Raw genomic sequence first — 22,673 nt, 5'->3', positions numbered from 1 at the left:
CCGCGGCGGCGACTCAGCCCGGCGCGGGCCGGCGCGCCGTCGCGGCGAGCGCGCCGGCGAGGTCGCCCGGCCGGATCGGCTTCGCAACGCAGCGGTCGAAGCCCTCGGCGATATAGAGGTCGGTCTGGTGCGTCAGCGCGTTCGCCGTGACGGCGATGGCGGGAACAGGGGGCGCGCCGCGCTTCTTCTCTTCGGCGCGAATGCGCTTGAGCGCCGCCACGCCGTCGACGTCCGGCATCGAGATGTCGAGCAGCAGCGCGTCGTAGTCTCCCCGGCCCGCCTCGTGGACGGCCGCCACGCCGCCGTCGACGATGGTCACGTCAACCGCAAGCTCCTCCAGCATCGCCTCGAGAACCATCCGGTTGATCTCGTTGTCGTCGGCGGCGAGCACCCTCAGACCGGCCACGGACGCCCGCGGCGCGTCGGGCCTCGCCGCGGGCGGAAGCCCGCTTGCGGGCGCGAGCGCCAGACTGATGCGGACCGTGGTGCCGACGCCGGGGGCGCTCTGCACCGTCACCTCGCCGTTCATCAGCTCCACGAGCCGCCGGACGATCGACATGCCGAGGCCGGTGCCGCCGAAACGGCGCGTGGTGGAGCTGTCGGCCTGCATGAAGTCCTCGAAGATGCGCGCGACCTGCTGCTCCGTCATGCCGACGCCGCTATCGGCGACGGTGAGGACGAGCCGCCCGGCCGCGTCGGCCTCCACGAGAACGGCCACCGCCCCCTTCTCCGTGAACTTCAGCGCGTTGCTGACGAGGTTGTTGAGGATCTGGAGGATGCGGTGCGGGTCGCCGCGCAGCCATGCGCCTGCGTCGACGGCGGTCTCCACCGTCAGCGTGAGCGCCTTCTCACGCGCCCGGAAGCCGTGGACGGAGCGCAGCTTCTGCGCAAGCTCCTCGATGTGGAAGGCGGTCTCCTCGATCTCCATGCGGCCGGCCTCGATCTTGGAGACGTCGAGGATGTCGTTGATGACGCTGAGCAGCTGGTCGCCCGACTCGCGTATCGCGTCGAGCATCCGCTGCTGGTCCGCGCCGAGCGCGGTTCGGGCGAGCACGTCGGCCATGCCGATGACCCCGTTCAGCGGCGTCCGGATCTCGTGGCTCATGTTGGCGAGGAAGCGCGACTTCGCCACCGAGGCCTGTTCGGCGCGGCGCAGCGCCTCCTCCAAAGCCTCCTCGTCGCGCTTGCGGGCGGTGATGTCCTGATGCGTCCCCGAGAGTTTCCACGGCGCGCCGTCCGCCGTGCGCTCAATCAGCTTCCCGCGTGAATGGACCCAGACATAGCCGCCGTTCCTGTGCCGCATCCGGAATTCGTGCTCGATCCGCGGCGTGCGCCCCGCCAGGTGATCGGCGAGCGAGCGGTTCACGAGCGGCAGGTCGTCGGGATGCACCAGCGCCTCGAAACCCTCGCGCGTGCGGGGCGTGAAGTCTTCGAGCTCATGGCCCAGCATTCCGGCGTAGCGATCGTTGCAGTGCGACAGACCGGTGAGGAGATCGGCCTCCCACACCCCGACGCCGGTGCCTTCGAGGATGGCCTCCAGCCGACGCCGCTGGGTTCGCTCCTCGGTGATGTCGATACGCAGGCCCACGCGCCGGCCGTCGGGCATCGTGCGTTCGACGACGCGCAGCCATCGGCCCTCCGCGGTCAGCACTTCGGTCGAACTCTCGGGCCGTCTGTGCAGCGACATCCGGTTGTTCAGCCAGGCTTCAGCCTCGCCCGGGGCGACGGCGTATTCGCCGTGCTCGAGGCCGTAGCGCAGGATTTCCTCCAGCGTCGCGCCGACCCTGATCGACGGCCCCGACCGCGGGAAATAGCGACGGTAGCGCGCGTTGCAGACGGCGAGCCGGTCGTCGGCGTCGAACAGCACGAAGCCGTCCGGCAGCGCCTCCACCGCGCTCCTGAGCTGCTCGCTCGCCAGCTGCGCGGCGCGCTCCGCCGCGCCGAGCCGCGCCGCCGCGTCGCGCTTCTCCGTGACGTCGGTCTGGAGCACGACGAAGCCCGCGATCGCGCCGGCGCCGTCGCGCACCGGGTGCACCTCGATCTCGAACCAGCCGCTCCCGGCCACTAACATCTCGACGCGCGCCTGCTCGCAGGCGTTCAGCGCGCCCGCGATGCGCTCCAGGGCCAAGGCGTCGACATCCGCGCCCTTGAGCACGGCCTCGGGGCGCCGCGCGCGCGCTTCGGCGAGGCCCAAGCCGTTCAGGCGCTCGAAGGCCGGGTTGACCCAGTCGATCTCACCTGAAGCGCGGCAGATCATCAGTCCCGCGGCCATGCGCTCTACGGCGGTCGTGACCCGCAGAAGATGGTCGCGCCGCGCGCGCTCCGCCGTCACGTCCTCGATCACGCCGAGAGCCCCGTTCTCAGCCGGCGCCGCGGTCAGCCGCAGCCGCCTCTCGTCGCCGCGCGCCGTCAAGAAGGGGGCCTCGATGTCGAAGCCGGCGCCGGCGCAGAGCAGGTCATCGAGCGCGCTCGCGAGTTCGGGCCGCGCCGCCGGCGGGAACAGGGCGAGAGCGTCGTCCAGCGGCGTCGCCGAGGCCGTGGACGGACGATCCAGCAGCGCGGCGCCCATCGGGGTGCAGCGCAGGGTGTGCGCGCCGCTGTCGATCTCGAAGCCCCCGAGGCCGCGCAGCCGTTCGAGTTCCGCAAGGCCCGACGGCGCCGGCTCTGCGCTCAGCGCCAGCGCGCCGCGCTCCAGCGCGCCGACCCGTCGCCACGCCATCATGCGCCATCCGCCGTCGGCGCACTGGACGCGGGCCTTCACGAGCGACGACCGGTCCGCGGCGCGGCAGGCGAGCGGGCGCATGGCGGCGCGGTCCGCCGGGTGGACGAGGTCGATCAGCGCCACGCCGCGCAGCCTCGGCGCGCTCCAGCCCAGATGCGTCTCCCAGGCCGGGTTGGCGAGGGCGAACCTGCCGTCGGCCTCGATGACGCACAGGCACGCCGACGCCGCGGCGAAGAATCGCGCCATCGCTTCGGACGTGGCGCCGTCCAGTTCGGTCAGCGGCGACATGGCGCTCCTCATGCTTGGAGGAATTGTTTTATCTGAAAGACTTACCAATTCGTTTCGGCATGCGGCGAACTGGCGCGCCCCGGCGGCCGCCGCAGCCGTCGAGCAGGCATCGGGCGCGGGCACAGAGCGCAGGCACAGAGCGCGGGCACAGAGCGCGGGCACAGAGCGCGGGCACAGAGCGCGGGCACAGAGCGCGGGCATCGGGCGAACGCCGGGAGGATTCCGCTCGCCGGGGCTCCGCGCGAAGCGCCGGGAGCGACCCCGGGTCGCCGGCGCTTTCGACGTCGCGCCCGATTTTCGCGTGCGCCGGCCGGCGTTGCGCGGCATGGTGGCGCCGCAATGCGGCGTGGCCTCGGGCCGCGCGCAAGTCCGAGGGAAGCCACGCGATGAGCCGCATCCTGCCGCCGGACCATCCGGCGCGCTATCCGATGACGAACGAGCTGCACGCGCGGCCGTTCCCGGCCGTCGCCGCCCCCTGCCAGGCGATCCATCTCGCCTTCGCACGGGACGAGGAGGCGCCGGTCGACCGCGCCGCGCAGGAAGCGCATCTGATCGCGCTGGTCGACCGCTTCGGCGCGCCGCGCCCCGCCCGCGCGGCGGACCACTATTTCGGCGAGGTCGGCCGCATCCGCCTGAAATGGGAGCGCCACACCGAGTTCGTCTCCTACACGCTGTTCGAGGACGGGCCGACCGACCTGCCCTTCGGCCTGCCGATCGACCGGCTGGCCCCCGCGGAATGGCTCGCAGAGGCGCCGGGCCGGGTGATCTCGGCGATTCGCGTGCATGTCGAGCCCGCCGAGGGGCCCGAGGAGGCCGAGCGCGCGCTGCTGGACCGCCTCCACCGACATTTCGTCGCGGAGAGCCTCGCGGGCGCCCATGTCGGCGAGGGTCAGGCGACGGTGTTCGGCGACTTCCGCATCCACGAGGACGGCTTCACCCGTTTCGCGGTGCTCGCGCTGCCCGGCGCCGGGCCGCGCCGGCTGGGCCGGATCGTGCAGCGGCTGATGGAGATCGAAACCTACCGCGCGCTTTCGATGCTGGCGCTGCCGATGGCGCGGCGCATCTCCGGCGACCTCAACACGGTCGAGGGCGCGCTGTCGGAGATCATCTCCGGCATCGCCTCAGACCGGCTCGACGACCGCCAGACGCTGGCCCAGCTCACCCGCCTGTCGGCGGCCATCGAGGCGCTGGAGGCCGAGACCGCCTATCGCTTCGCCGCCTCGAAGGCTTACTCGGCGCTGGTGGAGCAGCGCATCGAGGTGCTCAAGGAGCGCCGCGCCGCGGAGCGGCAGACCATGGCCGAGTTCATGGCCCGGCGCTACAAGCCCGCGATGCGCACCTGCGACGCCGCCGGGCGGCGGCTCAACGAACTGGCCGGCCGCGCCGCAAGGGCCGCCACGTTGCTCTCTACGCGGGTCAACGTGGCGGTGGAGACGCAGAATCAGGCTCTGCTCGGCTCCATGAACCGCCGCGCGGAGCTTCAGCTGCGGCTTCAGCGCACGGTCGAGGGGCTCTCGATCGTCGCCATCAGCTACTACGCCGTCAGCCTCGCCGGCTATGCGGTGAAGCCGTTCGCCAAGCTGCTCGGCGTCACGCCCGAGACTGCGACGGCGCTGCTCGTGCCGCTGGTGGTGCTCGGGGTGTGGGGCATGATGCGCCGCCTGCGCCACCAGCTCGAGAAGGAGGGCTGAGCGCCGCCGCGCTCAGACGAGGCTCGCCGCGAGCCAGACGCCCGCGAGCAGCAGCCCGCTGTCGCGGTTGGCGCGGAACAGCGTCAGACAGCGCGCCTCGTCATCGACGTCGAGCGCAATGATCTGCCGCGCGAGGTCCAGCCCGAAAATGGCCGCGCCGCCAAGCGCGATCCACAGCGCGGGCCCCTCGAGCGCGACCCACGCCGCGGCCGCGTAGAAAGCCGCCGCGGCGGCTGCGAAGGCCCACAGCCAGCGATGCGTGCGCGCGCCGAACAGCCGCGCGGTGGACTTGACGCCGATCAGCGCGTCGTCCTCGCGGTCCTGATGCGCATAGATCGTGTCGTAGTGCAGCGTCCACGCGATGCCGCCTAGATAGAGCAGCGCCGGCGCCAGGCCGATCTCGCCGAAATGCCCCGCCCAGCCCATCCAGGCGCCCCAGTTGAACGCCAGCCCGAGGAAGATCTGCGGCCACCAGGTGAAGCGCTTCATGAACGGGTAGATCGTCACGAAGACCAGCGAGGCGACGCCGGCGAGAATGGCGAAGCCGTTGAAGGTCAGCAGCACGACGAAGGCGACGAGCGCCTGCGCCACGCCCCAGGCAAGCGCCTGCCGCGCGCTCACCTGCCCCGAGGGGATCGGGCGGGAGCGGGTGCGGGCCACCGAGCCGTCGATGTCGCGGTCGGTGACGTCGTTCCAGGTGCACCCGGCGCCGCGCATCAGGAAGGCGCCGACGGCGAAGGCCGCGAGGAGCCAGAGGTCGGTCGCCGTCCACCGGTCCGCCGCCGTCGCGAGGAACAGGCTGTGCCAGCAGGGCAGCAGCAGCAGCCATGTGCCGGCGGGCCGGTCGGCGCGCGACAGGCGCAGGTAGGGTCGCCAGGCGGGCGGCGCGAAGCGGTCCACCCAGTTCCGCGCGGTGGCGTCGGCGACGCGGCCCGCGCCGCTTTGCGGGGAGGCGCTCGAGGCTGTATCGGTGCGGTCGGTCATGGGAGCAGACATGCAACAGGATGCGCCGAAAGTCAGGCTCTTCGTCGACGCGCCGCTCGGCGACGGCGCGGCCGTGGCGCTGGAGCGGGCCCAGGCGCACTATCTCTTCACGGTGATGCGGCTGGGGCAAGGCGACGCGGTGGCGCTGTTCAACGGGCGCGACGGCGAATGGCGGGCCGTGGCGACCGAGGCCGGCCGCAAGGGCGGGGCGCTGCGCTGCGCAGCCCTGCTGAGGCCGCAGGCCGAAGGCCCCGACCTCGACCTGATCTTCGCCCCGATCAAGAAGGCCCGCACGGACTTCATCGCCGAGAAGGCCTGCGAGATGGGCGCGCGCCGGCTGATCCCCTGCCTCACCCGCTTCACCAACGCCGAGCGTGTCAATGTCGAGCGGCTGCGCGCCCACGCCGTCGAGGCGGCGGAGCAGTGCGAGATCCTCTCGGTGCCTCAGGTGCTGGCCCCGGCGCCGCTCGCCGCGCTGCTCGACGCGTGGGAGGCGGGGCGGCGACTGATGGTCTGCGACGAGGCGCGCGACGCGCCGCCGGCCATGGACGCCCTGCGCGCGGCGGGGAGGGAGGCGGGGAGTGGGCCGGGCCCCTGGGCGGTGCTGATCGGGCCGGAGGGCGGCTTCGCGCCGGAGGAGCGCGCACGCCTCTCCGAGGCCCCCTTCGTCACCCGCGTCTCGCTGGGGCCGCGCGTGCTGCGCGCCGACACCGCCGCCGTCGCGGCGCTGGCGCTCTGGCAGGCGGCGCTCGGGGACTGGCGGGCGTGAGCGGCTTTCTCAGGCCGGGCGCGAAGGAGACGCTGCGCCGCCACGGCTGGCTGATCGGCGCCGCGGCGCTGGCTGCGCTGGCCCTGGGCGCGCTGGCGGAGGCGGCGCTCGCCGGCGCGCCGCTCGCGGTGGCGGGGCTGGCGATCCTGCTCGCCGCCGCGTTCTGGATGGCGCGCGACGGGCTGCTGCGCGCGCGGCTCTCGGGCGGCGCGCCGGGGCCGGGGCTGGTGGCGGTCCGCGAAGGCCGCGTAGCCTATTTCGGCCCCGATGGCGGCGGCGTGGCCGATCTCGACGCGCTGGCGTCCATCGCCCTGGCGCGCGGCCCACATGGGCCGGTCTGGCTGATGCGCGGCGCCGACGGCGCGCTGCTGCGCGCGCCCGCGGCGGCGGAGGGCGCCGACGCCCTGCTCGACGCCTTCGCGGCGCTGCCCGGCTTCGACCAGGCGCGCGTCTCCCGCGCGCTCGCCGCGGCGGACGTCGAACGCGAGGTCTGGCGCCGCCCGGCGCGGAATGCCGTCAGGCTCGCGCGCGACTGAGGCCAGCCCGCCGGCGGGGCGGGGCGCGGCGGGGCGGCGGCGCAACGGGCGCTTGCCCCGCCCGCGCGCCGCGCCTAATCCTGCGCGCGCAGAACGAAGGTCGAGGGGCGCGGGGCCGCATGTCGATACCACAACAGGGCGGCGGCCCGATCGAGCGCCGCGAGCAGCTCGCCGAGTATCTCGCCGCAGGCTGCAAGCCGCGCGAGGCGTGGCGCATCGGCACCGAGCACGAGAAGTTCGGCTACCGCCTCGCCGACCACAAGCCGCTGACCTATGAGGGGCCGAGCGGCGTGCGGGCGATGCTGGAGGGGCTGCGCGACCGGTTCGGCTGGAAACCGGTGCTGGAGGGCGACAACATCATCGGCCTCGCCAAGGGCGGCGCCAACGTCTCGCTGGAGCCGGGCGGGCAGCTGGAGCTCTCCGGCGCCCCGCTGGCGACCATCCACGGCACCTGCGAGGAGGTGAACCAGCACCTCGCGGAAGTGCGCTCGGTGGCGCAGGAGATCGGCGTCGGCTTCATCGGCCTCGGCGCCGCGCCGGTCTGGCGCCACGACGACATGAGCATGATGCCCAAGGGCCGCTACGGGATCATGACGCGCTACATGCCCAAGGTCGGCGGCCACGGGCTCGAGATGATGTACCGCACCTGCACCGTGCAGGTGAACCTCGACTTCGCGTCCGAGGCCGACATGGTCGCCAAGATGCGTGTGGCGCTGGCGGTGCAGCCGGTGGCGACCGCGCTCTTCGCCGCCTCGCCGTTCTTCGAGGGGAGGAAATCCGGCTGGAAGAGTTGGCGCGCGCGGGTCTGGCGCGATCTCGACGCCAGCCGCACCGGCATGCTGCCCTTCGCCTTCGAGGACGGCTTCGGCTTCGAGCGCTACGTCGAGTACGCGCTCGACGTGCCGATGTACTTCGTCTACCGCGACGGCCGCTACATCGACGCCACCGGCCAGAGCTTCCGCGACTTCCTCGACGGCCGGCTGCCCGCGCTGCCGGGCGAGAAGCCCACGCTCTCGGACTGGGCGGACCACCTCACGACGATCTTCCCCGAGGCGCGGCTCAAGAAGTTCATCGAGATGCGCGGCGCCGATGGCGGGCCGTGGCGGCGGCTGTGCGCGCTGCCTGCCTTCTGGGTCGGGCTGCTCTACGACGAGACGGCGCTCGGCGCCGCGTGGGACATTGCGAAAGGCTGGAGCGCGGAGGAGCGCGAGGCGCTGCGCGAGGGGGCCGCGCGCCACGGGCTCGACGCGCAGATCGCCGGGCGCTCGATGCGCGACATCGCCCGCGAGCTCGTCGACATCGCCGGCCATGGCCTGACGGCGCGGGCGCAGGCCTTCGTGTTCGACGCCGACGAGAGCCATTTCCTCAACGCCCTGCGCGAGACGGTGGACCGGGGCGAGACGCTCGCCGACGAGCTGCTGCGCCGCTACGATGCGGACTGGGGCGGCGATCTCGACAGGATCTACGCCGAGTACAGCTACTGAGACCCGCCGAAGCGTTTGCCTGCGCGGCGCTCAGGCGGCATGCTCGCGCCAGCCCATGCGGCAAGGGAGACCGGATGATGACCATCGGCATGACGCGCGCGGCGCTTTTTTGCGCAGCCGCCTTCGCGGCCGCCTGCGCCGGGCCGGCGCCGCAGCCCGAGGCCGGCGCAACGTTCCTGTTCGGCTTCGACCGCGAGTCCTTCGGCGCAGAGGGCGTCGAGATGGCGAGCAGCGTCGCCCGCGCCCAGGCGCGCGAAGGCTTCGGCGCCGTCTCCGTCATCGGCCATGCGGACGCGGCCGGAGATGCCGATGCGAACGACGCCCTCGCGCTGCGCCGCGCCGAGATGGTGCGCCGCGAGCTGATCGCGCGCGGAACGCCGCCGCAGACGCTCACCGTCGCCACGCTGGGCGAACGCGACCCCGCCGTGCCGACGCCCGACGGCGTGCGCGAGCAGGCCAATCGCCGCGCCGTCGCATCGCTGGCGACGCCCGGCGCCTTCCCCCCGCCCGACTTCGACCGCCCGCTGTCCTTCCCGCTGCCCTGAGCCCGCCGCCCAGAACCGGCCGCCCAGAACCGGCCGCCCAGAACCCGCGCCATCGCCCGTTCGGGTTGCGCCACCGGGCCGCAGCGAAAGGGCGCGCATCCCGCAGCGCGCGGCGCTAAACCTGCCCCAGCGTCGCGGGGCCAGCCTGCGCACGCCGAGAGAACCGCCGAGAACGAGGCCAGCCCATGACGGTCATCCGCCGCCGCCGCAACGTGAAGATCGTGGCCACGCTCGGCCCCGCCTCGTCCAGCCGCGAGATGATCGCGAGCCTGTTCAACGCCGGGGCCGACGTCTTCCGCCTGAACATGAGCCATGGCAGCCATGAGGAGGTCGCCGCCCGCCATGCGCTGATCCGCGAGATCGAGCACGAGATGCAGCGGCCCATCGGCATCCTCGCCGATCTCCAGGGGCCGAAGCTTCGCGTCGGCGTGTTCGCCGAGGGCGCCGCGATGCTGGTCGAGGGCGCCGCCTTCCGGCTCGACCTCGACGATGCGCCGGGCGACGCGACGCGGGTGCAGCTGCCGCACCGCGAGATCCTCTCGGCGCTGACGCCGGGGGCCTCGCTGCTGGTCAACGACGGCAAGATCCGCCTGCGCGTCACCGCCTGCGACGGCGAGAGCGCGGATACGTCGGTCGAGGTCGGCGGCGAGATCTCCAACCGCAAGGGCGTCAACGTCCCCGACGTGATCCTGCCGCTGACGGCGCTCAGCGAGAAGGACCGGCGCGACCTCGAATTCGTCTGCGAGCTGGGCGTCGACTGGCTGGCGCTCAGCTTCGTGCAGCGCCGCGAGGACGTCGACGAGGCGCGCGAACTGGTCAAGGGCCGGGCGAGCCTCGTCTCCAAGATCGAGAAGCCCGCCGCGGTGCAGAACATCGACGACATCATCGCCGCCAGCGACGGCATCATGGTGGCGCGCGGCGACCTGGGCGTGGAGCTGCCGGTGGCGCAGGTGCCGCCGCAGCAGAAGAAGATCGTGCGCGCCTGCCGCAAGGCCGGCAAGCCTGTGATCGTCGCGACCCAGATGATGGAGAGCATGATCACCGCCCCGGTGCCGACGCGCGCCGAGGTCTCCGACGTCGCGCACGCCATCTACGAGGGCGCCGACGCGGTGATGCTGTCGGCCGAGAGCGCCGCCGGCGACTATCCGGCCGAGGCGGTGGCGGCGATGAACGCGGTGGCCGAGACGGTCGAGGCCGACCCGGTCTATCGCGAGATCATCGAGGCGAGCCGGCGCAGCGTGCGCGGCTCCGTCTCGGAGGCGATCATGGCGGCGGCGCGCGAGGTGGCGGAGACCTCCAACGTAAAGGCGATATGCTGCTTCACCCATTCCGGCGCGACCGCGGTGCTGGCGGCGCGGGAGCGGCCGCGGGTGCCGATCCTGGCGCTGACGCCGTTCCGCGGTGCGGCGCGGCGATTGACGCTGGTGTGGGGCCTGCACTGCGCGGTGGTGGAGGAGGTCGAGCGCTTCAAGCTCGCCGTCGTCAGCGCCGCGCGGGTGGCGCGCCGCGACGGCTTCGCCAACGAGAACGATCGCATCGTCGTCACCGCCGGCGTGCCCTTCAACCAGCCCGGCACCACGAACATCCTGCGTGTCGCCATCGCCGACGAGCGCGCGATCTACGAGGGCGAGCCGGGCTGAGCTCCGGGTCGGACCGCGCCACGGAGGCCGCGCCGTCTCGACCGATGACGGAAGGCACCGGCTCGGGGGCCGGCGCAGCGCCTCAACCGAGCGCGCACACCGTGTCGAAGCGGGTCATGTCCGCGAAGTGGCAGTAGAGCGGCGGCCACGCCTCCACGAGCGGAAGCCGCGCGGCGAGCGTCGCGCCCGCCTGCGCCAGCGCGGCGTCGAAGGCGGGCGCGGCGTCGGCGTCAGCCCAGGCGACCGCATAGGCCAGCGTGACGTGGAACGCATAGGCCGCATGGCCGGGCCGCGCGGCGAGCCCCGCCGCCTCGGCGAGCCGGTCGCGCCAGCCGCGCAGCCGGGCCTCCTCCGCCGCGTCCTCGCAGCCCATCGCGACCCCGACGCCGCCGCCGGGGCCGGCCTCGATCCCGAGCAGGATCATCCTGAACGCCCGCTCTCCGGGCGGCGGGCAGGCGCCCAGCCGCGCCAGCATGAAGGCGTCGGCCTCCGCGTCGGTCACGTCCATGGCGAGATCCGTGGGCCAGTAGCCGCGCTCACGCCTGGCGTGGAGCAGCCCGTCATAGAGCGTCATGTGGTAGGAGGACGGCGGCAGCCACGCGAAGCAGGGGCCCGCGTCGGTCGCCGCCAGCGCGTCGCGCGCCGCGGTCAGCGCCGCGAGCGGCGCGCCCTCGTTCAGGTTGGCGATGACGGTGTTTCCCGAGGCCCGCAGCGGACGGCCCCCACCGTCGAAACGCTCGCCGAGAAAGCGAGGCGGGCCGGATGCGGCGGCGACCGTCTGCGCGTAGCTCACAGCCGCGCGCCGCTCCCGCGGTCGAACAGATGCACGTCCGCCGGATCCGCCGTCACCGCGCAGGTCTCGCCGGGGGGCGAGACGCCCGCCTCCAGCGACACGACAAAGGACGCCGCGCCGACATGGCCGTGGACGAGCCGCGTCGCGCCGAGCTCCTCCACCGTCTCCACCGTAAACGGCAGGCCCCCGCCGGCGGGCACGAGCCGCGCCTTCTCCGGCCGCAGCCCCGCCGTCACCGCGCCGCGGGCGCGGGCAGGCGCGGGCGCCGAGCCGCCGTCGACGCGGATCGCGCCGCCCTCGGCCTCGGCGGGAAACAGGTTCATCGCCGGCGCGCCGATGAAGCTCGCCACGAAGGTGGAGGCAGGCGCGTTGTAGACCTCGACCGGCGCGCCGATCTGCTCCACCCGCCCGCCGTTCAGCACCACGATGCGGTCGGCCAGCGTCATCGCCTCCACCTGGTCATGGGTGACGTAGACCGCGGCGACGCCGAGCCGGCGCTGCAACCGCCTTATCTCCAGCCGCATCTGGGTGCGCAGCTTGGCGTCGAGGTTCGAAAGCGGCTCGTCGAACAGGAAGATCGCCGGGTCGCGCACGATGCAGCGGCCCATGGCGACGCGCTGGCGCTGGCCGCCGGAGAGCGCGCCGGGCTTGCGGGCGAGGTATTCGCCGATCTGCAGCATCTCGGCGGCCTCGCGCACGCGGCGGTCGATCTCGGGCTTCGGGATCTTCCGGTTGCGCAGGCCGTAGGCGAGGTTGTCGTAGACGCTCATGTGCGGGTAGAGCGCGTAGTTCTGGAACACCATGGCGATGTCGCGGTCGGCGGGCTCGACATCGTTGACGACGCGGCCCTTCAGCCGCACTTCGCCCTCGGTGACGCTCTCCAGCCCCGCGATCATGCGCAGCAGGGTGGATTTCCCGCAGCCCGAGGGGCCGACGAAGACGACGAACTCGCCCTCGTCGGCGTGCAGGTCGACGCCCTTCACCGCGAGATGGCCGTTGGCGTAGCGCTTCACGGCGCCGGTGATCTCCAGGGTGGGGACGCCGCCCCGGGAACCGTCGGCGGGGGTCATTTCTCGGTCTCCACGAGGCCCTTGATGAACATGCGCTGGAAGATCACCACGATCAGGACCGGGGGCAGCATCGCCAGCACGGCGAGCGCCAGCGCCTCGTTATAGGCGGGGATGTTGGCGCCGATCCACACCTGCATGATCTGCTTGATGCCGCGGACGATGGTGAAGTAGCCCTCCTCCGTCGTCATCAGCGTCGGCCACAGGTACTGGTTCCAGCCCACGACGAACATGATGATGAAGATCGCCGCGATCATCGTTCGGCTGAGCGGCACGAGGATGTCCACGAGAAACCGCCACCAGTTCGCGCCGTCGATGCGCGCGGCCTCCAGCAGCTCCTCCGGCACAGACTTGAAGAACTGGCGGAAGAAGAAGGTGCCGGTGGCCGAGGCGATCAGCGGCACGATCAGCCCGGTGTAGGTGTTCAGCAGACCGAGGCTCTGCACCACTTCGTAGGAGGGCAGGATGCGCACCTCCAGCGGCAAGAGCAGCGTGGAGAAGATGACCCAGAAGCAGACCGTCGCGCCGCGGAATCGGAAATACACGATGGCGTAGGCGGCCAGGATCGACACGACGACCTTGCCGATGGCGAAGCCCAGCCCCATCACCATGGAGTTGAACAGCATCAGCAGGCCGTTCACCTCCTTCGTGAACCCCGACTTCTCGAACAGCACGGTGTCGTAGGTGCTGAGGAATTCGCCGCCCCAGCCGAGCTTCAGCCCATCGCGGTGGATGGCGATGGGGTCGAACGTCGACGAGGTGAAGGCGATCACGACAGGCCCCATCATCAGGAACACGCCGAAGATCAGCACGCCGTGGTTGAACACCGACGACCAGCGCAGGCGGAGCGCCGGCGCGCGGCGGGCGGCGCCCTTCGCGGCGGGGCTGGGCGCGTCGGCGGCGGCGTCGAAGCTCGCGTCAGGCATAGTGCACCCGCCTTTCGATGAAGCGGAACTGCACCACCGTCAACAGCATCACCCCCACCATCAGGATCACCGACTGCGCCGAGGAGCCGCCGAGATCCTGCCCGCGGAAGCCGTCGAGATAGACCTTGTAGACCAGCGACACCGGATTGTTGCCCGGCTCGCCTTTCAGCATGACGTCGATGACGCCGAAGGTCTCGAAGAAGGCGTAGGTGATGTTGATCACCAGCAGGAAGAACGAGGTCGGGGCCAGCAGCGGGAACACCACGGTCCAGAACCGGCGCGCGGGCGAGCGGCAGTCGATCGCGGCGGCCTCGCGCAGCGAGCGCGGGATGCCCTGGAGCCCCGAGAGGAAGAAGATGAAATTGTAGGGGATCTGTTTCCAAGCCGCGACGACGGTCATCGCGAAGGCGGTGTCCCAGTAGTCCACGCCGGTCTGAAGCTCCCAGCCGAAGAAGGCGAAGAAGTCCACCAGCGGGCCGATGTGCTGGTCGAAGAGCATCACGCCGATCAGCCCGGCGACCGGGGGCGCGATGGCGTAGACCCACATCAGCAGCGTCTTGTAGGGGCCTTCGCCGCGCAGCACTTCGTCGGCGCAGACGGCGAACAGCAGGCCGAACCCGAGCGAGATGGCGCAGATGGCGGTGACGAAGACGCCGGTGAAGGCGGCGGAGCGCAGATAGTCCGAGCGCGTCACGGCGTTCACATAGTTGTCGAACCCGACGAACACCGCCCGGCCGAAGAACGGATCCTGGATGAAGAACGAGGTGCGCACGGCCTCGGCGGCCGGCCACAGGAAGAAGATCACGACGATCGCCATCTGCGGCGCGATCAGCAGCAGCGGCGGGGCGATCCCTGAGAACTGGACCTTTTTCATGCGGCTCGCTTCACCGGGGTTGGAGCGTCGCGGGTCGTCTCGGCGACGGTGCTTTCGAACGGCGAAAGGGCCGGGCGCGGAGCCCGGCCCTTCGCTGCGTGGCCTAGATCAGCCCCAGGTCAGCCCTGAGTCTGCGCGAAGCGGGCGAGTAGCTGGTCGCCTTCCTCGGTGATGGTGCGGAACGCCTCGTCGACGGTAGTCTCGCCGGCGAAGATGCGGCCGTATTCGCGGTTCATCACGTCGCGGATCTGGACATAGAAGCCCATCTGGTAGCCCTTGGTCCACTCGCCGCCGGGCAGCGACAGCTGCTGGATGCCGACTTCGGCGAGCGGCGTGCTCTCGTAGTAGCCCTCGGACTTGCCAAGCTCGTAAGCGGCCTCGGTGATCGGCACGTAGCCGGTCTCGCGGTGCCAGAAGAACTGGACCTCGGGCGAGCTCAGGAAGCGGAAGAACTCGGCGGCCGCCTTGTTCTCCTCCGCCGGATGACCGGCCATCGCGAAGAGCGCGGCGCCGCCGATGAAGGTGTTGTAGCCGGTGGGCGTGACGGCTTCCCAGTAGGGCAGGAATGTCGCGTCGAACTCGAAGTCCACCGACTTCTTCAGGCCGCCGAAGGAACCCGAGGAGCCGAGCCAGATCGCGACTTCGCCGTTCTCGAACGGGGTCTGGTTGTCGGCCCAGCCGGCACCGTAATACTTGTAGAGGCCGTTGTCCGACCAGTCCTTCAGCGCGGTGAAGTGCGCCTTGATCGCCGGGTTGTCGACGAGCAGCTGCGTGCCCTCGGCGCCGTCATAGCCGTTGCTGTTGGTCGCGAACTGCAGGTTGTGGCGCGACATGAAGTTTTCGGTGAAGATCCAGGGCGTGTGGCTCTGGGCGAGCGGCACATAGCCGGCGGCCTTCAGGGCGGGCGCGGTCACGTCGCGGAATTCTTCCCAGGTCTTGGGCGGGGTGACGCCGGCCTCATTCAGCACCGCCACGTTGTAGTACATGATCGGCGAGGACGAGTTGAACGGCATCCCGACCATCTTGCCGGACCCGTCGGCATAGAAGTAGCGCACGCCGGCGATGTAGTCCTCGATGTTGAACGGAATGCCGTTCTGGTTCATCAGGTCCTCGACCGGGATCGTCGCGCCGGTGGCGCCGATGATCGTCGCGGAGCCGGCGTCGAACACCTGAACGACGTTGGGCTGCTCGCCGGCGCGGAAGGCGGCGATGGTCGCCGTCAGCGTCTCCTCGTAGTTGCCCTTGTAGCTGGGCACGATGCGGTACTCGGACTGCGAGGCGTTGAACTGCTCGGCGACGGCGTTGACCGCCTCGCCCAGCGCGCCGCCCATGGCGTGCCACCAGGTGATTTCGGTCTGGGCGTGGGCGGCGGCGGCGGTCAGCGCGAGGGCGCCCGCTGCGATGGTGGTGCGGATCATGTGTGCTCCCTTCGGGAATGCGAAGCACGCACGCTAGGTCGACCCCATGAAATACGCCTGACAGTTGAGCGACAGTTTGATGAACCGCGGAAAGCTTCACACGGCCGGGAGCGTCCGTCGCAGGAGATCGAGCCAGTTGTCGCGGCGGATGCGGGCGATCAGCGTCTCGCCGTAGCCCGCGGCGCGCATCGCCGAGACCAGCGCCGGCAGGCCCGCCGCGTCGCCGATCTCCGCCGGGATCAGCGCGCCGTCGAAGTCCGACCCCAGCGCGACGCCGCCCTCGCCCAGCCGCCCGAGCAGGTGGTCGAGATGGCGGACCATCGTCTCCAGCGGCGTGGCCGAGACCCGGCGACCGTCGGCCCTGAGAAAACCCACCGCGAAGTTCAGCCCAACCACCCCGCCGCGCTCGGCGATGGCGTCGAGCTGGCGGTCGGTGAGGTTGCGCGAGGACGGCGCGCAGGCGTGGGCGTTGGAGTGCGTCGCGACCAGCGGCCGGTCGGAGATTTGCGCCACGTCCCAGAACCCCGCCGCATTCAGGTGCGACAGGTCCACCATGACGCCCAGTTCGTCGCAGGCGCGCACCAGCGCGCGGCCGGCGTCGGTGAGCCCGGCGCCCTCGTCGGGGTCGCCTGGGAAGCGGAACGGCACGCCGGTCGCGAAGATGTTGGGGCGCGACCAGACCGGCCCCAGCGAGCGCAGGCCGGCGGCGTGCAGCGTCTCCAGTTCCAGCAGGTCGTGGCCGATCGCCTCCGCGCCCTCGACATGCATGATCGCCGCGAGCGCGCCGTCGGCTTCGGCCGCCTCGATCCCGGCGACGTCGCGGCAGACGCGCAGGGCGTCGGGGCGGGCGCGCGCGAGGCGCAGCAGGATGGCCGCCATCTCCAGCGTGGCGCGGCGGGCGTGGTCGGGCGCAATGGGGCCGGTCGGCGCATGATCGACCACGCCGCCGTCGTCGCCGCCGTTCAGCGCGCCGTCCGGCGAGGGCGGCGCGTCGTCGGGCGGGTAGATCGCGAAGAAGCCGCCCACAAGCCCGCCGGCGCGGGCGCGGGCGAGGTCGATGTGGCCCGTCCCGTCGCTCTCCAGGAAGGCGCGGGCGTCGAAGTCTCGCGCGCGCCATAGCCTCAGCAGCATGTCGTTGTGCCCGTCGAAGACGGGAGCCGGGGCGGAAGCCATTCGGGGAGACCTCAGTGTTTGCGGGCCGCGGGCAGGCCCTCGACCAGCACATACAGCCCCGCGCGCGCGCCGACGAGGATGGCGAGCATCACCACCGGCGCCATCGGGCTCAGCACCGAGAGCGCCGTCAGCCCCTGGCCGATGGTGCAGCCGAGCGCCAGCGCGCCGCCGACGCCCATCAGCGCGCCGCCGGTGAGCTGGCGGCGCAGCTCGCGCGGGTCGTCGCTCGTCTCCCAGCGGCTGTCCCCGCGCCAGGCGGCGGCGAGCGCCGCGCCGGCGACCACGCCGACCACGCCGCCGACCGTGAAGCCCGGCGCGACGAGCCGCGCCTCGGTCATCAGGTAGAGCATGGTCTCGCCGGTGGGCGCGGCGAAGCTGAGGCTCTCCACCGGCACGGCGTCGAAGCCGCCCGCCAGCAGCGCCGTTGCGAGCCAGCCGAGCGCCACCGCGCCGCCGACGACGGCGCCCCATATGGCGATGTGGCGCCGGCGGCCGCCCGCGCCGCGCAGCGACAGCGTCATGAGCGCGAGCGCCAGCACGAATGCCGCCAGCGCCGGCGGCATCGAGAGCCAGCCGCCGATAGTGGTCGCGAGGCTGGGATCGGCCGCGCCTGGCGGCGAGAGCCACAGGCGCAGCGGCGACAGCACGCCGGAGGTGGTCGCATAGGCGGTCACGCCGATGGTGGAGACCACCGCGAGCGAGCGCAGGTCGCCGCCGCCCACCCGCGCCAGCGCGCCGAAGGCGCAGGTGCCGACCAGCGCCATGCCGTAGCCGAACAGCGCGCCGCCCAGCACCGCCGCGGAGGGGGCGAGACCGAGCCGCCCCGCGCGCGTGTCGGCGGGGTCGAACACGCCGAGCGCGATCAGCGCCCAGGCGCCGGCGATGGCGACCGCGGCCGAGACGCCCAGCATCCGCAGGCGGTCGAAGCTGTCGCCATAGACGGCGTCCTCGACGGCGCCCATCACGCAATAGCGCGCCAGTCGCGCCGCCGCGCCCAGCGCGGCCCCGCAGACCAGCCCGGCCAAGGCTGCAAGCGCCGTCTCGCCCATGTTCCCGGCCTCCCCGCCGTTCGGATCATGGAGCCACTTTCATCGCCGTTTCGCAACCGATGCGTCGAGCGTCGTCGCCGCAGCCTCCGCGCCCTCGGCGCCGTAGAGCCGCAGCACCATGTCGATCAGGCGCAGCGCCCGCTCGTCGGCGAGGCGGTAGTAGATCGCCTTGCCGTCCCGCCGCGCCTCGACGATGCCCTCCAGCCGCAGCCGAGCGAGCTGCTGGCTCACCGCAGCCTGGCGCTGCGAGATGAGCCTTTCCAGCTCCGTCACCGAGCGTTCGCCGCCGGCGAGGTGGCACAGGATCAGGAACCGCCCCTCATGGGCGAACACCTTGAGAAATTCGCTGGCGTCCCGCGCGATGTCCATCAGCCGCGCAAGCTCCGCCTTCTCGTCATCGGTCGGGTCGAGCGGAGCCATTCGGTGAGACTGTCACAAAGAAACTGAGCGCCAGTTAGACGGCGCCGGAGCCGCAAGGCAATGGCGCGGCGACTCATCCCGCCCGCGCGCGCCAGGGCCGGATCGCGGGGCCGGGACGCGCGGCGCCCCGCCTTGTCGCGCCACGCCTCATCGCGCTCCGCCTCATCGCGCTCCGGCCTCCTCCAGCATCCGGCCGAGCAGGCCCCAGAAGAAGTCCTCGCCGGGATAGCCCTCGATCCGGCCGAGCTCCGCATCGCCGCGCAGCAGGATGAAGGTCGGCGTGTAGCGCGCGGGCCTGTCGAGATCGAGCGCCAACCCACGCACCGCAAGGATGTCGACGCGCTCCAGCGGCGCGGCGCGGCCCTCCTCGGTGAGCGGATAGGCCGGCCCCACGGCCGCGTCCCACGCCGCGCACCACTCGCAACCCGGCTGCTCGACCATCAGGAGGCGCAGCTTCCCCGCCCCTGCTCCCGTCTCCGCCGTCGCGGCGCCCGACGCCAGAAGCGCCGCGACGCCTGCGACAAGGGCGCCTGCCCTGCTGACAGCCATGGCCGTTGACTCCTTTCCCGGTCGCAGACACATTCACAAATAAGAATATAAATAAAGCAACCTGGGTGGAATCGCGATGGGGTTTGACGTCACGCTTCTGGGCGCGGCCGGCGCAGGGCTGCTGTCCTTCGCCTCGCCCTGCATCCTGCCGATCGTCCCGCCCTACCTGTGCTTTCTGGCGGGCGTGTCGCTTGAGGAGCTCACCGATTCGCAGGGAGGCGAGGCGTCCGCGCGCCGGCGCGTGGTGCTCGCGGCGCTGGCCTTCGCGCTGGGCTTCGCGACCGTGTTCGTCGCCATGGGCGCGACGGCCTCGACCGTCGGCCAGACCATCGCCCAGTATTTCGACGTGCTGCGGTGGATCGCCGGCGGCGTGATCCTCCTGCTCGGGCTGCATTTTCTCGGCGTCCTGCGCATCCCGTTGCTCTACCGGCAGGCGCGCGTCGAGGTGAACCGCAAGCCTGCGACGCTGGCCGGCGCCTATCTCGTCGGGCTCGCCTTCGCCTTCGGCTGGACGCCCTGCGTCGGCCCGGTGCTGGCGGCGATCCTGTTCACCGCCGGCGCGCAGGAGACCGCCGCCCAGGGCGCGATGCTGCTCGGCGCCTACGCGCTGGGGATCGGCGCGCCCTTCGTGCTGGCCGCCGCCTTCGCCGGGCCGTTCATGGGACTGATGCGGAAGTTCCGCCGCCACATGGGACTGGTCGAGAAGGGCATGGGCGCGGCGCTGGTCGTCACGGGCCTGCTGTTCGTGACCAATTCGATCACAGTGATCTCGGGATGGATGATCGGCTTCGTGCCGGTCGCCGGGTGAGGAGAGCCGCCATGAGACCGATCGCCTTCGCCGCCGCGCTGGGCCTGTTCGCCGGAGGCGCGCTCGCCCCGGCTCTCGCCGAGGTCAACGAGAACGGGCTGCACGTCGAGCCCTGGTTTGCAGTCACGTTCAAGGATGTCGCCGAAGACATCGCCGAAGCGGCCGCAAAGGGCAAGCGGCTGGCGCTGATCGTGGAGCAGGCAGGCTGCATCTACTGCGCCCAGCTGCACGCGGAGGTGCTGTCTGACCCCGAGGTGGCGGATTTCATCACCGAGCATTTCATGGTCGTGCAGATCAACATGTTCGGCGACGAGGAAGTGACCGACCTCGACGGCGAGAGCCTGACCGAGCGCGAAGCGATAAGGCGCTGGGCGGTCTCGTTCACGCCCACGGTGATCTTCCTGCCGGAGACGGCGCCCGAGGCGGGCACCGTGCGCGACGCGGCGGTGGAGATCATGCCCGGCGCCTTCGGCAAGTGGACCACGCTCAACATGTTCCGATGGGTGGCCGAGAAAGGCTACGATGGCGATGAGCATTTCCAGAAATACCACGCCCGCGTCATCGAGGAGCTTCGCGCGGCGGGCAGGCTGTGAGAGGCGTCGCGCCCTTCGCAGTCGCAACATATTCGATAATGCGAATGTGTTGATGTGTCGCAACCCCGCCGGTCGACGCGATTGCTATGGTGACGACAAGAAACTCGCCCAAAGAGGCTTTCGGGAGGACCACATGACCAGCCAGACAGCCAGGCTCGCCGCCGCCGCGCTCGCGGCGCTGCTCGCCGGCGCCGCCGCGCAGGCGGAGATCGCGCCCTCGGACGTCGCCATCGCCGACGGCGCGCTCGAGACGCCCGTCGCCGACGCGCCGGGAGACGCGGAGCGCGGCAAGGCGTGGTACGCCGACCGCGGCCTCGGCAACTGCATGACCTGCCACCAGAACGCCGCGCTGCCCGAGATCAGCTTCCAGGGCGACGTCGCCCCGCCGCTCGACGGCGTGGGCGCGCGCTACAGCGAGGCGGAGCTGCGCGCCATCGTGGTCAACTCCAAGGAAGTGTTCGGCGAGCAGACCTTCATGCCCGCCTTCTACCGCATCGACGGCCTGAAGATCGTTCGGAAGGAATCGGTCGGCAAGCCGATCCTCGACGCGCAGCAGGTCGAGGACGTCGTCGCCTATCTCAAGACGCTCACCGATTGACCGAACGCCCCTGCCGCGCCCACCAGCCAGCGACGCCGGGCGCGGCCGCACCAAGGGAGAGAGCCCAATGAAGACGCTCACCAGACGAGAGGCGCTCGCCGCCGGCGCCGCCGCGGCCGCCTTCGCAGCCTCGGGCCTGCCGGCCTTCGCGACCGCCGACGCCGCGCAGGAGGCCGTCATGGCCTTCACCGGCGGCGTCGCGCCCGGCGAGGGCGGCGTGACCCTCACCACGCCGGAGATCGCCGAGAACGGCGGCACCGTGCCGGTGGAGGTCGCCGCCGAGGGCGCCGCCGCGATCCTCGTGCTCGCCGCCGGCAACCCCTCGCCGGGCGTCGCCACGTTCCATTTCGGCCCGCTCGGCGTCGCCATGGCCTCCACGCGCATCCGGCTGGCCAGGACGCAGGACGTGATCGCGGTCGCGAAGATGTCTGACGGCTCGTTCCGCCAGGCGTCCAACACCGTGAAAGTCACCATCGGCGGCTGCGGCGGCTGAGCCGGCATCAGGGAGAACGAAAGAAATGGCCTCGATCAAGCCCCGCGTGAAAGCCCCCAAGACCGCCAGCGCCGGCGAGGTGGTCAGCATCAAGACGCTGATCAGCCACCCGATGGAGTCGGGCCAGCGCAAGGACAAGGACGGCGCGACGATCCCCCGACAGATCATCAACAAGTTCACCGCCACCTTCAACGGCGCGATGGTCTTCGCCTGCGATCTGGAGCCCTCCGTCTCCGCCAACCCCTACTTCGAGTTCCAGATGACGGTTCCCGAGACCGGTGTGCTGGCCTTCGAGTGGGTCGACGACGACGGCTCCATCTACACCGACGAAAAAACGATTACGGTCGCGTGACAAGCGACGGATCCGGGGAGGAGACACGTCCATGAACAGGTACGCCCTTGGCGTCGGCGCGGCGGCGATGGTCGTCGGCGCCGCCGCGCTGGCCGACCCCAACACCGATGTCGCGCTGGAGATCGACGGCGTCGCCATCAAGACGATCGCGGCGTCGGCCCATGCCGACAACCCGATCGGCGACACGCTCATCTCGGGCTGGCACTACCGCAACGACGAGACGCGCGCGCTCCAGCTCGACGACTTCGACAACCCGGCCTTCCTCGCCGTCGAACTCGGCCGCGAGCTGTGGGAGGCGGCCGACGGCGCTTCGGGCAAGTCCTGCGCCGACTGCCACGGCGGCATCGACGGCTTCGCCGGGCTGCGCGCGAACATGCCGAAGTGGAGCGAGGCGGCCGGCCGTCCGCTGACGCTGGAGCAGTGGATCAACTGGTCGCGCAAGGAGCACCAGGGCGCCGAGCCGTGGAAGTGGGAGAGCGAGCAGATGCTCGGCATGACCGCCGCCATCGCCGTGGAGTCCCGCGGGATGCCGATGGACGTGCAGACCGACGGGCCGATGGCCGAATGGTTCGAGAAGGGCCGCGACCTCTACTACACCCGCACCGGGCAGCTCGATTTCGCCTGCGCCTCATGCCACGAGGCCAACAGCGGCATGATGCTGCGCGCCGACCACCTGAGCCAGGGCCACCTCAACGGCTTTCCGACCTATCGCCTGAAATGGCAGGGCATCGGCTCGATCCACCGACGCCTCAAGGGCTGCGTGCAGGACACCCGCGCCGAGCCCTACGCGGTCGGCTCCGACGAACTCGTGGCGCTGGAGCTCTACGTCTCGTGGCGCGGCGAGGGCCTCGACATCGAGGCGCCGGCCGTCAGGCAGTGACGCGCTGGCGCGGGGGACGCT

The 22,673-nt window shown here is 71.5% G+C and carries 23 protein-coding genes; 12 read left to right on the top strand and 11 right to left on the bottom strand.

The window, feature by feature from the left end:
• Positions 1-13: 13 nt before the first annotated feature.
• Positions 14-3,010, bottom strand: a complete 2,997-nt coding sequence (locus tag BLW43_RS14640; RefSeq protein WP_175478931.1) for a PAS domain-containing protein — start codon at positions 3,008-3,010, stop codon at positions 14-16.
• A gap of 386 nt (positions 3,011-3,396) precedes the next feature.
• Here BLW43_RS14640 and BLW43_RS14635 point away from each other — a divergent pair, with 386 nt between their 5' ends.
• Positions 3,397-4,701 (top strand): DUF3422 family protein, encoded by a 1,305-nt coding sequence (locus BLW43_RS14635; protein WP_245731059.1) that lies wholly within the window; start codon positions 3,397-3,399, stop codon positions 4,699-4,701.
• Between the two features lie 12 nt (positions 4,702-4,713).
• Here BLW43_RS14635 and ubiA read toward each other — a convergent pair whose 3' ends face one another.
• Entirely contained in the window at positions 4,714-5,685 is a 972-nt protein-coding gene (gene ubiA, locus BLW43_RS14630) for a 4-hydroxybenzoate octaprenyltransferase (protein WP_093254580.1), read from the bottom strand.
• Between the two features lie 10 nt (positions 5,686-5,695).
• Between ubiA and BLW43_RS14625 the strand changes: the two genes are divergently transcribed.
• The 5 genes from BLW43_RS14625 to pyk all read left to right on the top strand — a co-directional run bounded on the left by BLW43_RS14625 (position 5,696) and on the right by pyk (position 10,659).
• A complete protein-coding gene (locus BLW43_RS14625; RefSeq protein ID WP_093254578.1) occupies positions 5,696-6,454 on the top strand; it encodes a 16S rRNA (uracil(1498)-N(3))-methyltransferase in 759 nt (252 codons plus the stop codon).
• Complete coding sequence (locus BLW43_RS14620; protein WP_093254577.1) at positions 6,451-6,990, top strand: hypothetical protein; 540 nt, start codon at positions 6,451-6,453, stop codon at positions 6,988-6,990. The genes BLW43_RS14625 and BLW43_RS14620 overlap by 4 nt, the downstream gene beginning before the upstream one ends.
• A gap of 119 nt (positions 6,991-7,109) precedes the next feature.
• Positions 7,110-8,474, top strand: coding sequence for a glutamate--cysteine ligase (locus tag BLW43_RS14615; RefSeq protein ID WP_093254575.1), 1,365 nt, complete (start codon positions 7,110-7,112; stop codon positions 8,472-8,474).
• A gap of 77 nt (positions 8,475-8,551) precedes the next feature.
• Positions 8,552-9,019 (top strand): OmpA family protein, encoded by a 468-nt coding sequence (locus tag BLW43_RS14610; RefSeq protein ID WP_175478930.1) that lies wholly within the window; start codon positions 8,552-8,554, stop codon positions 9,017-9,019.
• A 194-nt stretch (positions 9,020-9,213) separates the two neighbouring features.
• Positions 9,214-10,659 (top strand): pyruvate kinase, encoded by a 1,446-nt coding sequence (gene pyk / locus BLW43_RS14605; RefSeq protein WP_093254728.1) that lies wholly within the window; start codon positions 9,214-9,216, stop codon positions 10,657-10,659.
• 82 nt (positions 10,660-10,741) lie between these two features.
• Here pyk and BLW43_RS14600 read toward each other — a convergent pair whose 3' ends face one another.
• The 9 genes from BLW43_RS14600 to BLW43_RS14560 form a co-directional block, all read right to left on the bottom strand.
• On the bottom strand, positions 10,742-11,452 hold the full coding sequence (locus tag BLW43_RS14600; RefSeq protein ID WP_175478929.1) for a DUF1868 domain-containing protein: 711 nt from the start codon (positions 11,450-11,452) through the stop codon (positions 10,742-10,744).
• A complete protein-coding gene (ugpC, locus tag BLW43_RS14595) occupies positions 11,449-12,522 on the bottom strand; it encodes a sn-glycerol-3-phosphate ABC transporter ATP-binding protein UgpC (RefSeq protein ID WP_093254570.1) in 1,074 nt (357 codons plus the stop codon). Before ugpC ends, BLW43_RS14600 begins: the two co-directional genes overlap by 4 nt.
• Complete coding sequence (locus BLW43_RS14590; RefSeq protein ID WP_245731066.1) at positions 12,519-13,307, bottom strand: ABC transporter permease subunit; 789 nt, start codon at positions 13,305-13,307, stop codon at positions 12,519-12,521. The genes ugpC and BLW43_RS14590 overlap by 4 nt, the downstream gene beginning before the upstream one ends.
• A 130-nt stretch (positions 13,308-13,437) precedes the next feature.
• Positions 13,438-14,319 (bottom strand): ABC transporter permease subunit, encoded by an 882-nt coding sequence (locus tag BLW43_RS14585; protein ID WP_093254567.1) that lies wholly within the window; start codon positions 14,317-14,319, stop codon positions 13,438-13,440.
• A gap of 119 nt (positions 14,320-14,438) precedes the next feature.
• Positions 14,439-15,737, bottom strand: a complete 1,299-nt coding sequence (locus BLW43_RS14580; RefSeq protein ID WP_093254566.1) for an extracellular solute-binding protein — start codon at positions 15,735-15,737, stop codon at positions 14,439-14,441.
• Between the two features lie 96 nt (positions 15,738-15,833).
• Positions 15,834-16,910: a dipeptidase gene (locus BLW43_RS14575; protein ID WP_093254564.1), complete on the bottom strand. Its 1,077-nt coding sequence runs from the start codon at positions 16,908-16,910 to the stop codon at positions 15,834-15,836.
• 11 nt (positions 16,911-16,921) lie between these two features.
• A complete protein-coding gene (locus BLW43_RS14570) occupies positions 16,922-17,959 on the bottom strand; it encodes a YeeE/YedE family protein (protein ID WP_093254563.1) in 1,038 nt (345 codons plus the stop codon).
• Positions 17,960-17,998: 39 nt separating this feature from the next.
• Positions 17,999-18,379, bottom strand: coding sequence for an ArsR/SmtB family transcription factor (locus BLW43_RS14565; RefSeq protein ID WP_093254562.1), 381 nt, complete (start codon positions 18,377-18,379; stop codon positions 17,999-18,001).
• A gap of 162 nt (positions 18,380-18,541) precedes the next feature.
• Complete coding sequence (locus tag BLW43_RS14560) at positions 18,542-18,928, bottom strand: thioredoxin domain-containing protein (protein ID WP_093254560.1); 387 nt, start codon at positions 18,926-18,928, stop codon at positions 18,542-18,544.
• Between the two features lie 76 nt (positions 18,929-19,004).
• Between BLW43_RS14560 and BLW43_RS14555 the strand changes: the two genes are divergently transcribed.
• The 6 genes from BLW43_RS14555 (at position 19,005) to soxA (ending at position 22,652) form a co-directional block, all read left to right on the top strand.
• Complete coding sequence (locus BLW43_RS14555; protein WP_093254559.1) at positions 19,005-19,736, top strand: cytochrome c biogenesis CcdA family protein; 732 nt, start codon at positions 19,005-19,007, stop codon at positions 19,734-19,736.
• Between the two features lie 11 nt (positions 19,737-19,747).
• Complete coding sequence (locus BLW43_RS14550) at positions 19,748-20,329, top strand: SoxW family protein (protein ID WP_093254557.1); 582 nt, start codon at positions 19,748-19,750, stop codon at positions 20,327-20,329.
• A gap of 133 nt (positions 20,330-20,462) precedes the next feature.
• Positions 20,463-20,927 (top strand): sulfur oxidation c-type cytochrome SoxX, encoded by a 465-nt coding sequence (soxX, locus tag BLW43_RS14545; protein ID WP_093254556.1) that lies wholly within the window; start codon positions 20,463-20,465, stop codon positions 20,925-20,927.
• Between the two features lie 67 nt (positions 20,928-20,994).
• Positions 20,995-21,420, top strand: a complete 426-nt coding sequence (gene soxY / locus BLW43_RS14540) for a thiosulfate oxidation carrier protein SoxY (protein WP_093254554.1) — start codon at positions 20,995-20,997, stop codon at positions 21,418-21,420.
• Positions 21,421-21,445: 25 nt separating this feature from the next.
• Positions 21,446-21,772, top strand: coding sequence for a thiosulfate oxidation carrier complex protein SoxZ (gene soxZ / locus BLW43_RS14535; protein WP_093254552.1), 327 nt, complete (start codon positions 21,446-21,448; stop codon positions 21,770-21,772).
• A gap of 31 nt (positions 21,773-21,803) precedes the next feature.
• Positions 21,804-22,652, top strand: coding sequence for a sulfur oxidation c-type cytochrome SoxA (soxA, locus tag BLW43_RS14530; protein WP_093254551.1), 849 nt, complete (start codon positions 21,804-21,806; stop codon positions 22,650-22,652).
• The last annotated feature ends 21 nt before the right edge of the window (positions 22,653-22,673 follow it).

The organism is Rubrimonas cliftonensis (genome assembly GCF_900107585.1).
Classification (GTDB): Bacteria; Pseudomonadota; Alphaproteobacteria; order Rhodobacterales; family Rhodobacteraceae; genus Rubrimonas; species Rubrimonas cliftonensis.
This window is presented reverse-complemented; position numbering and strand designations above follow the sequence as displayed.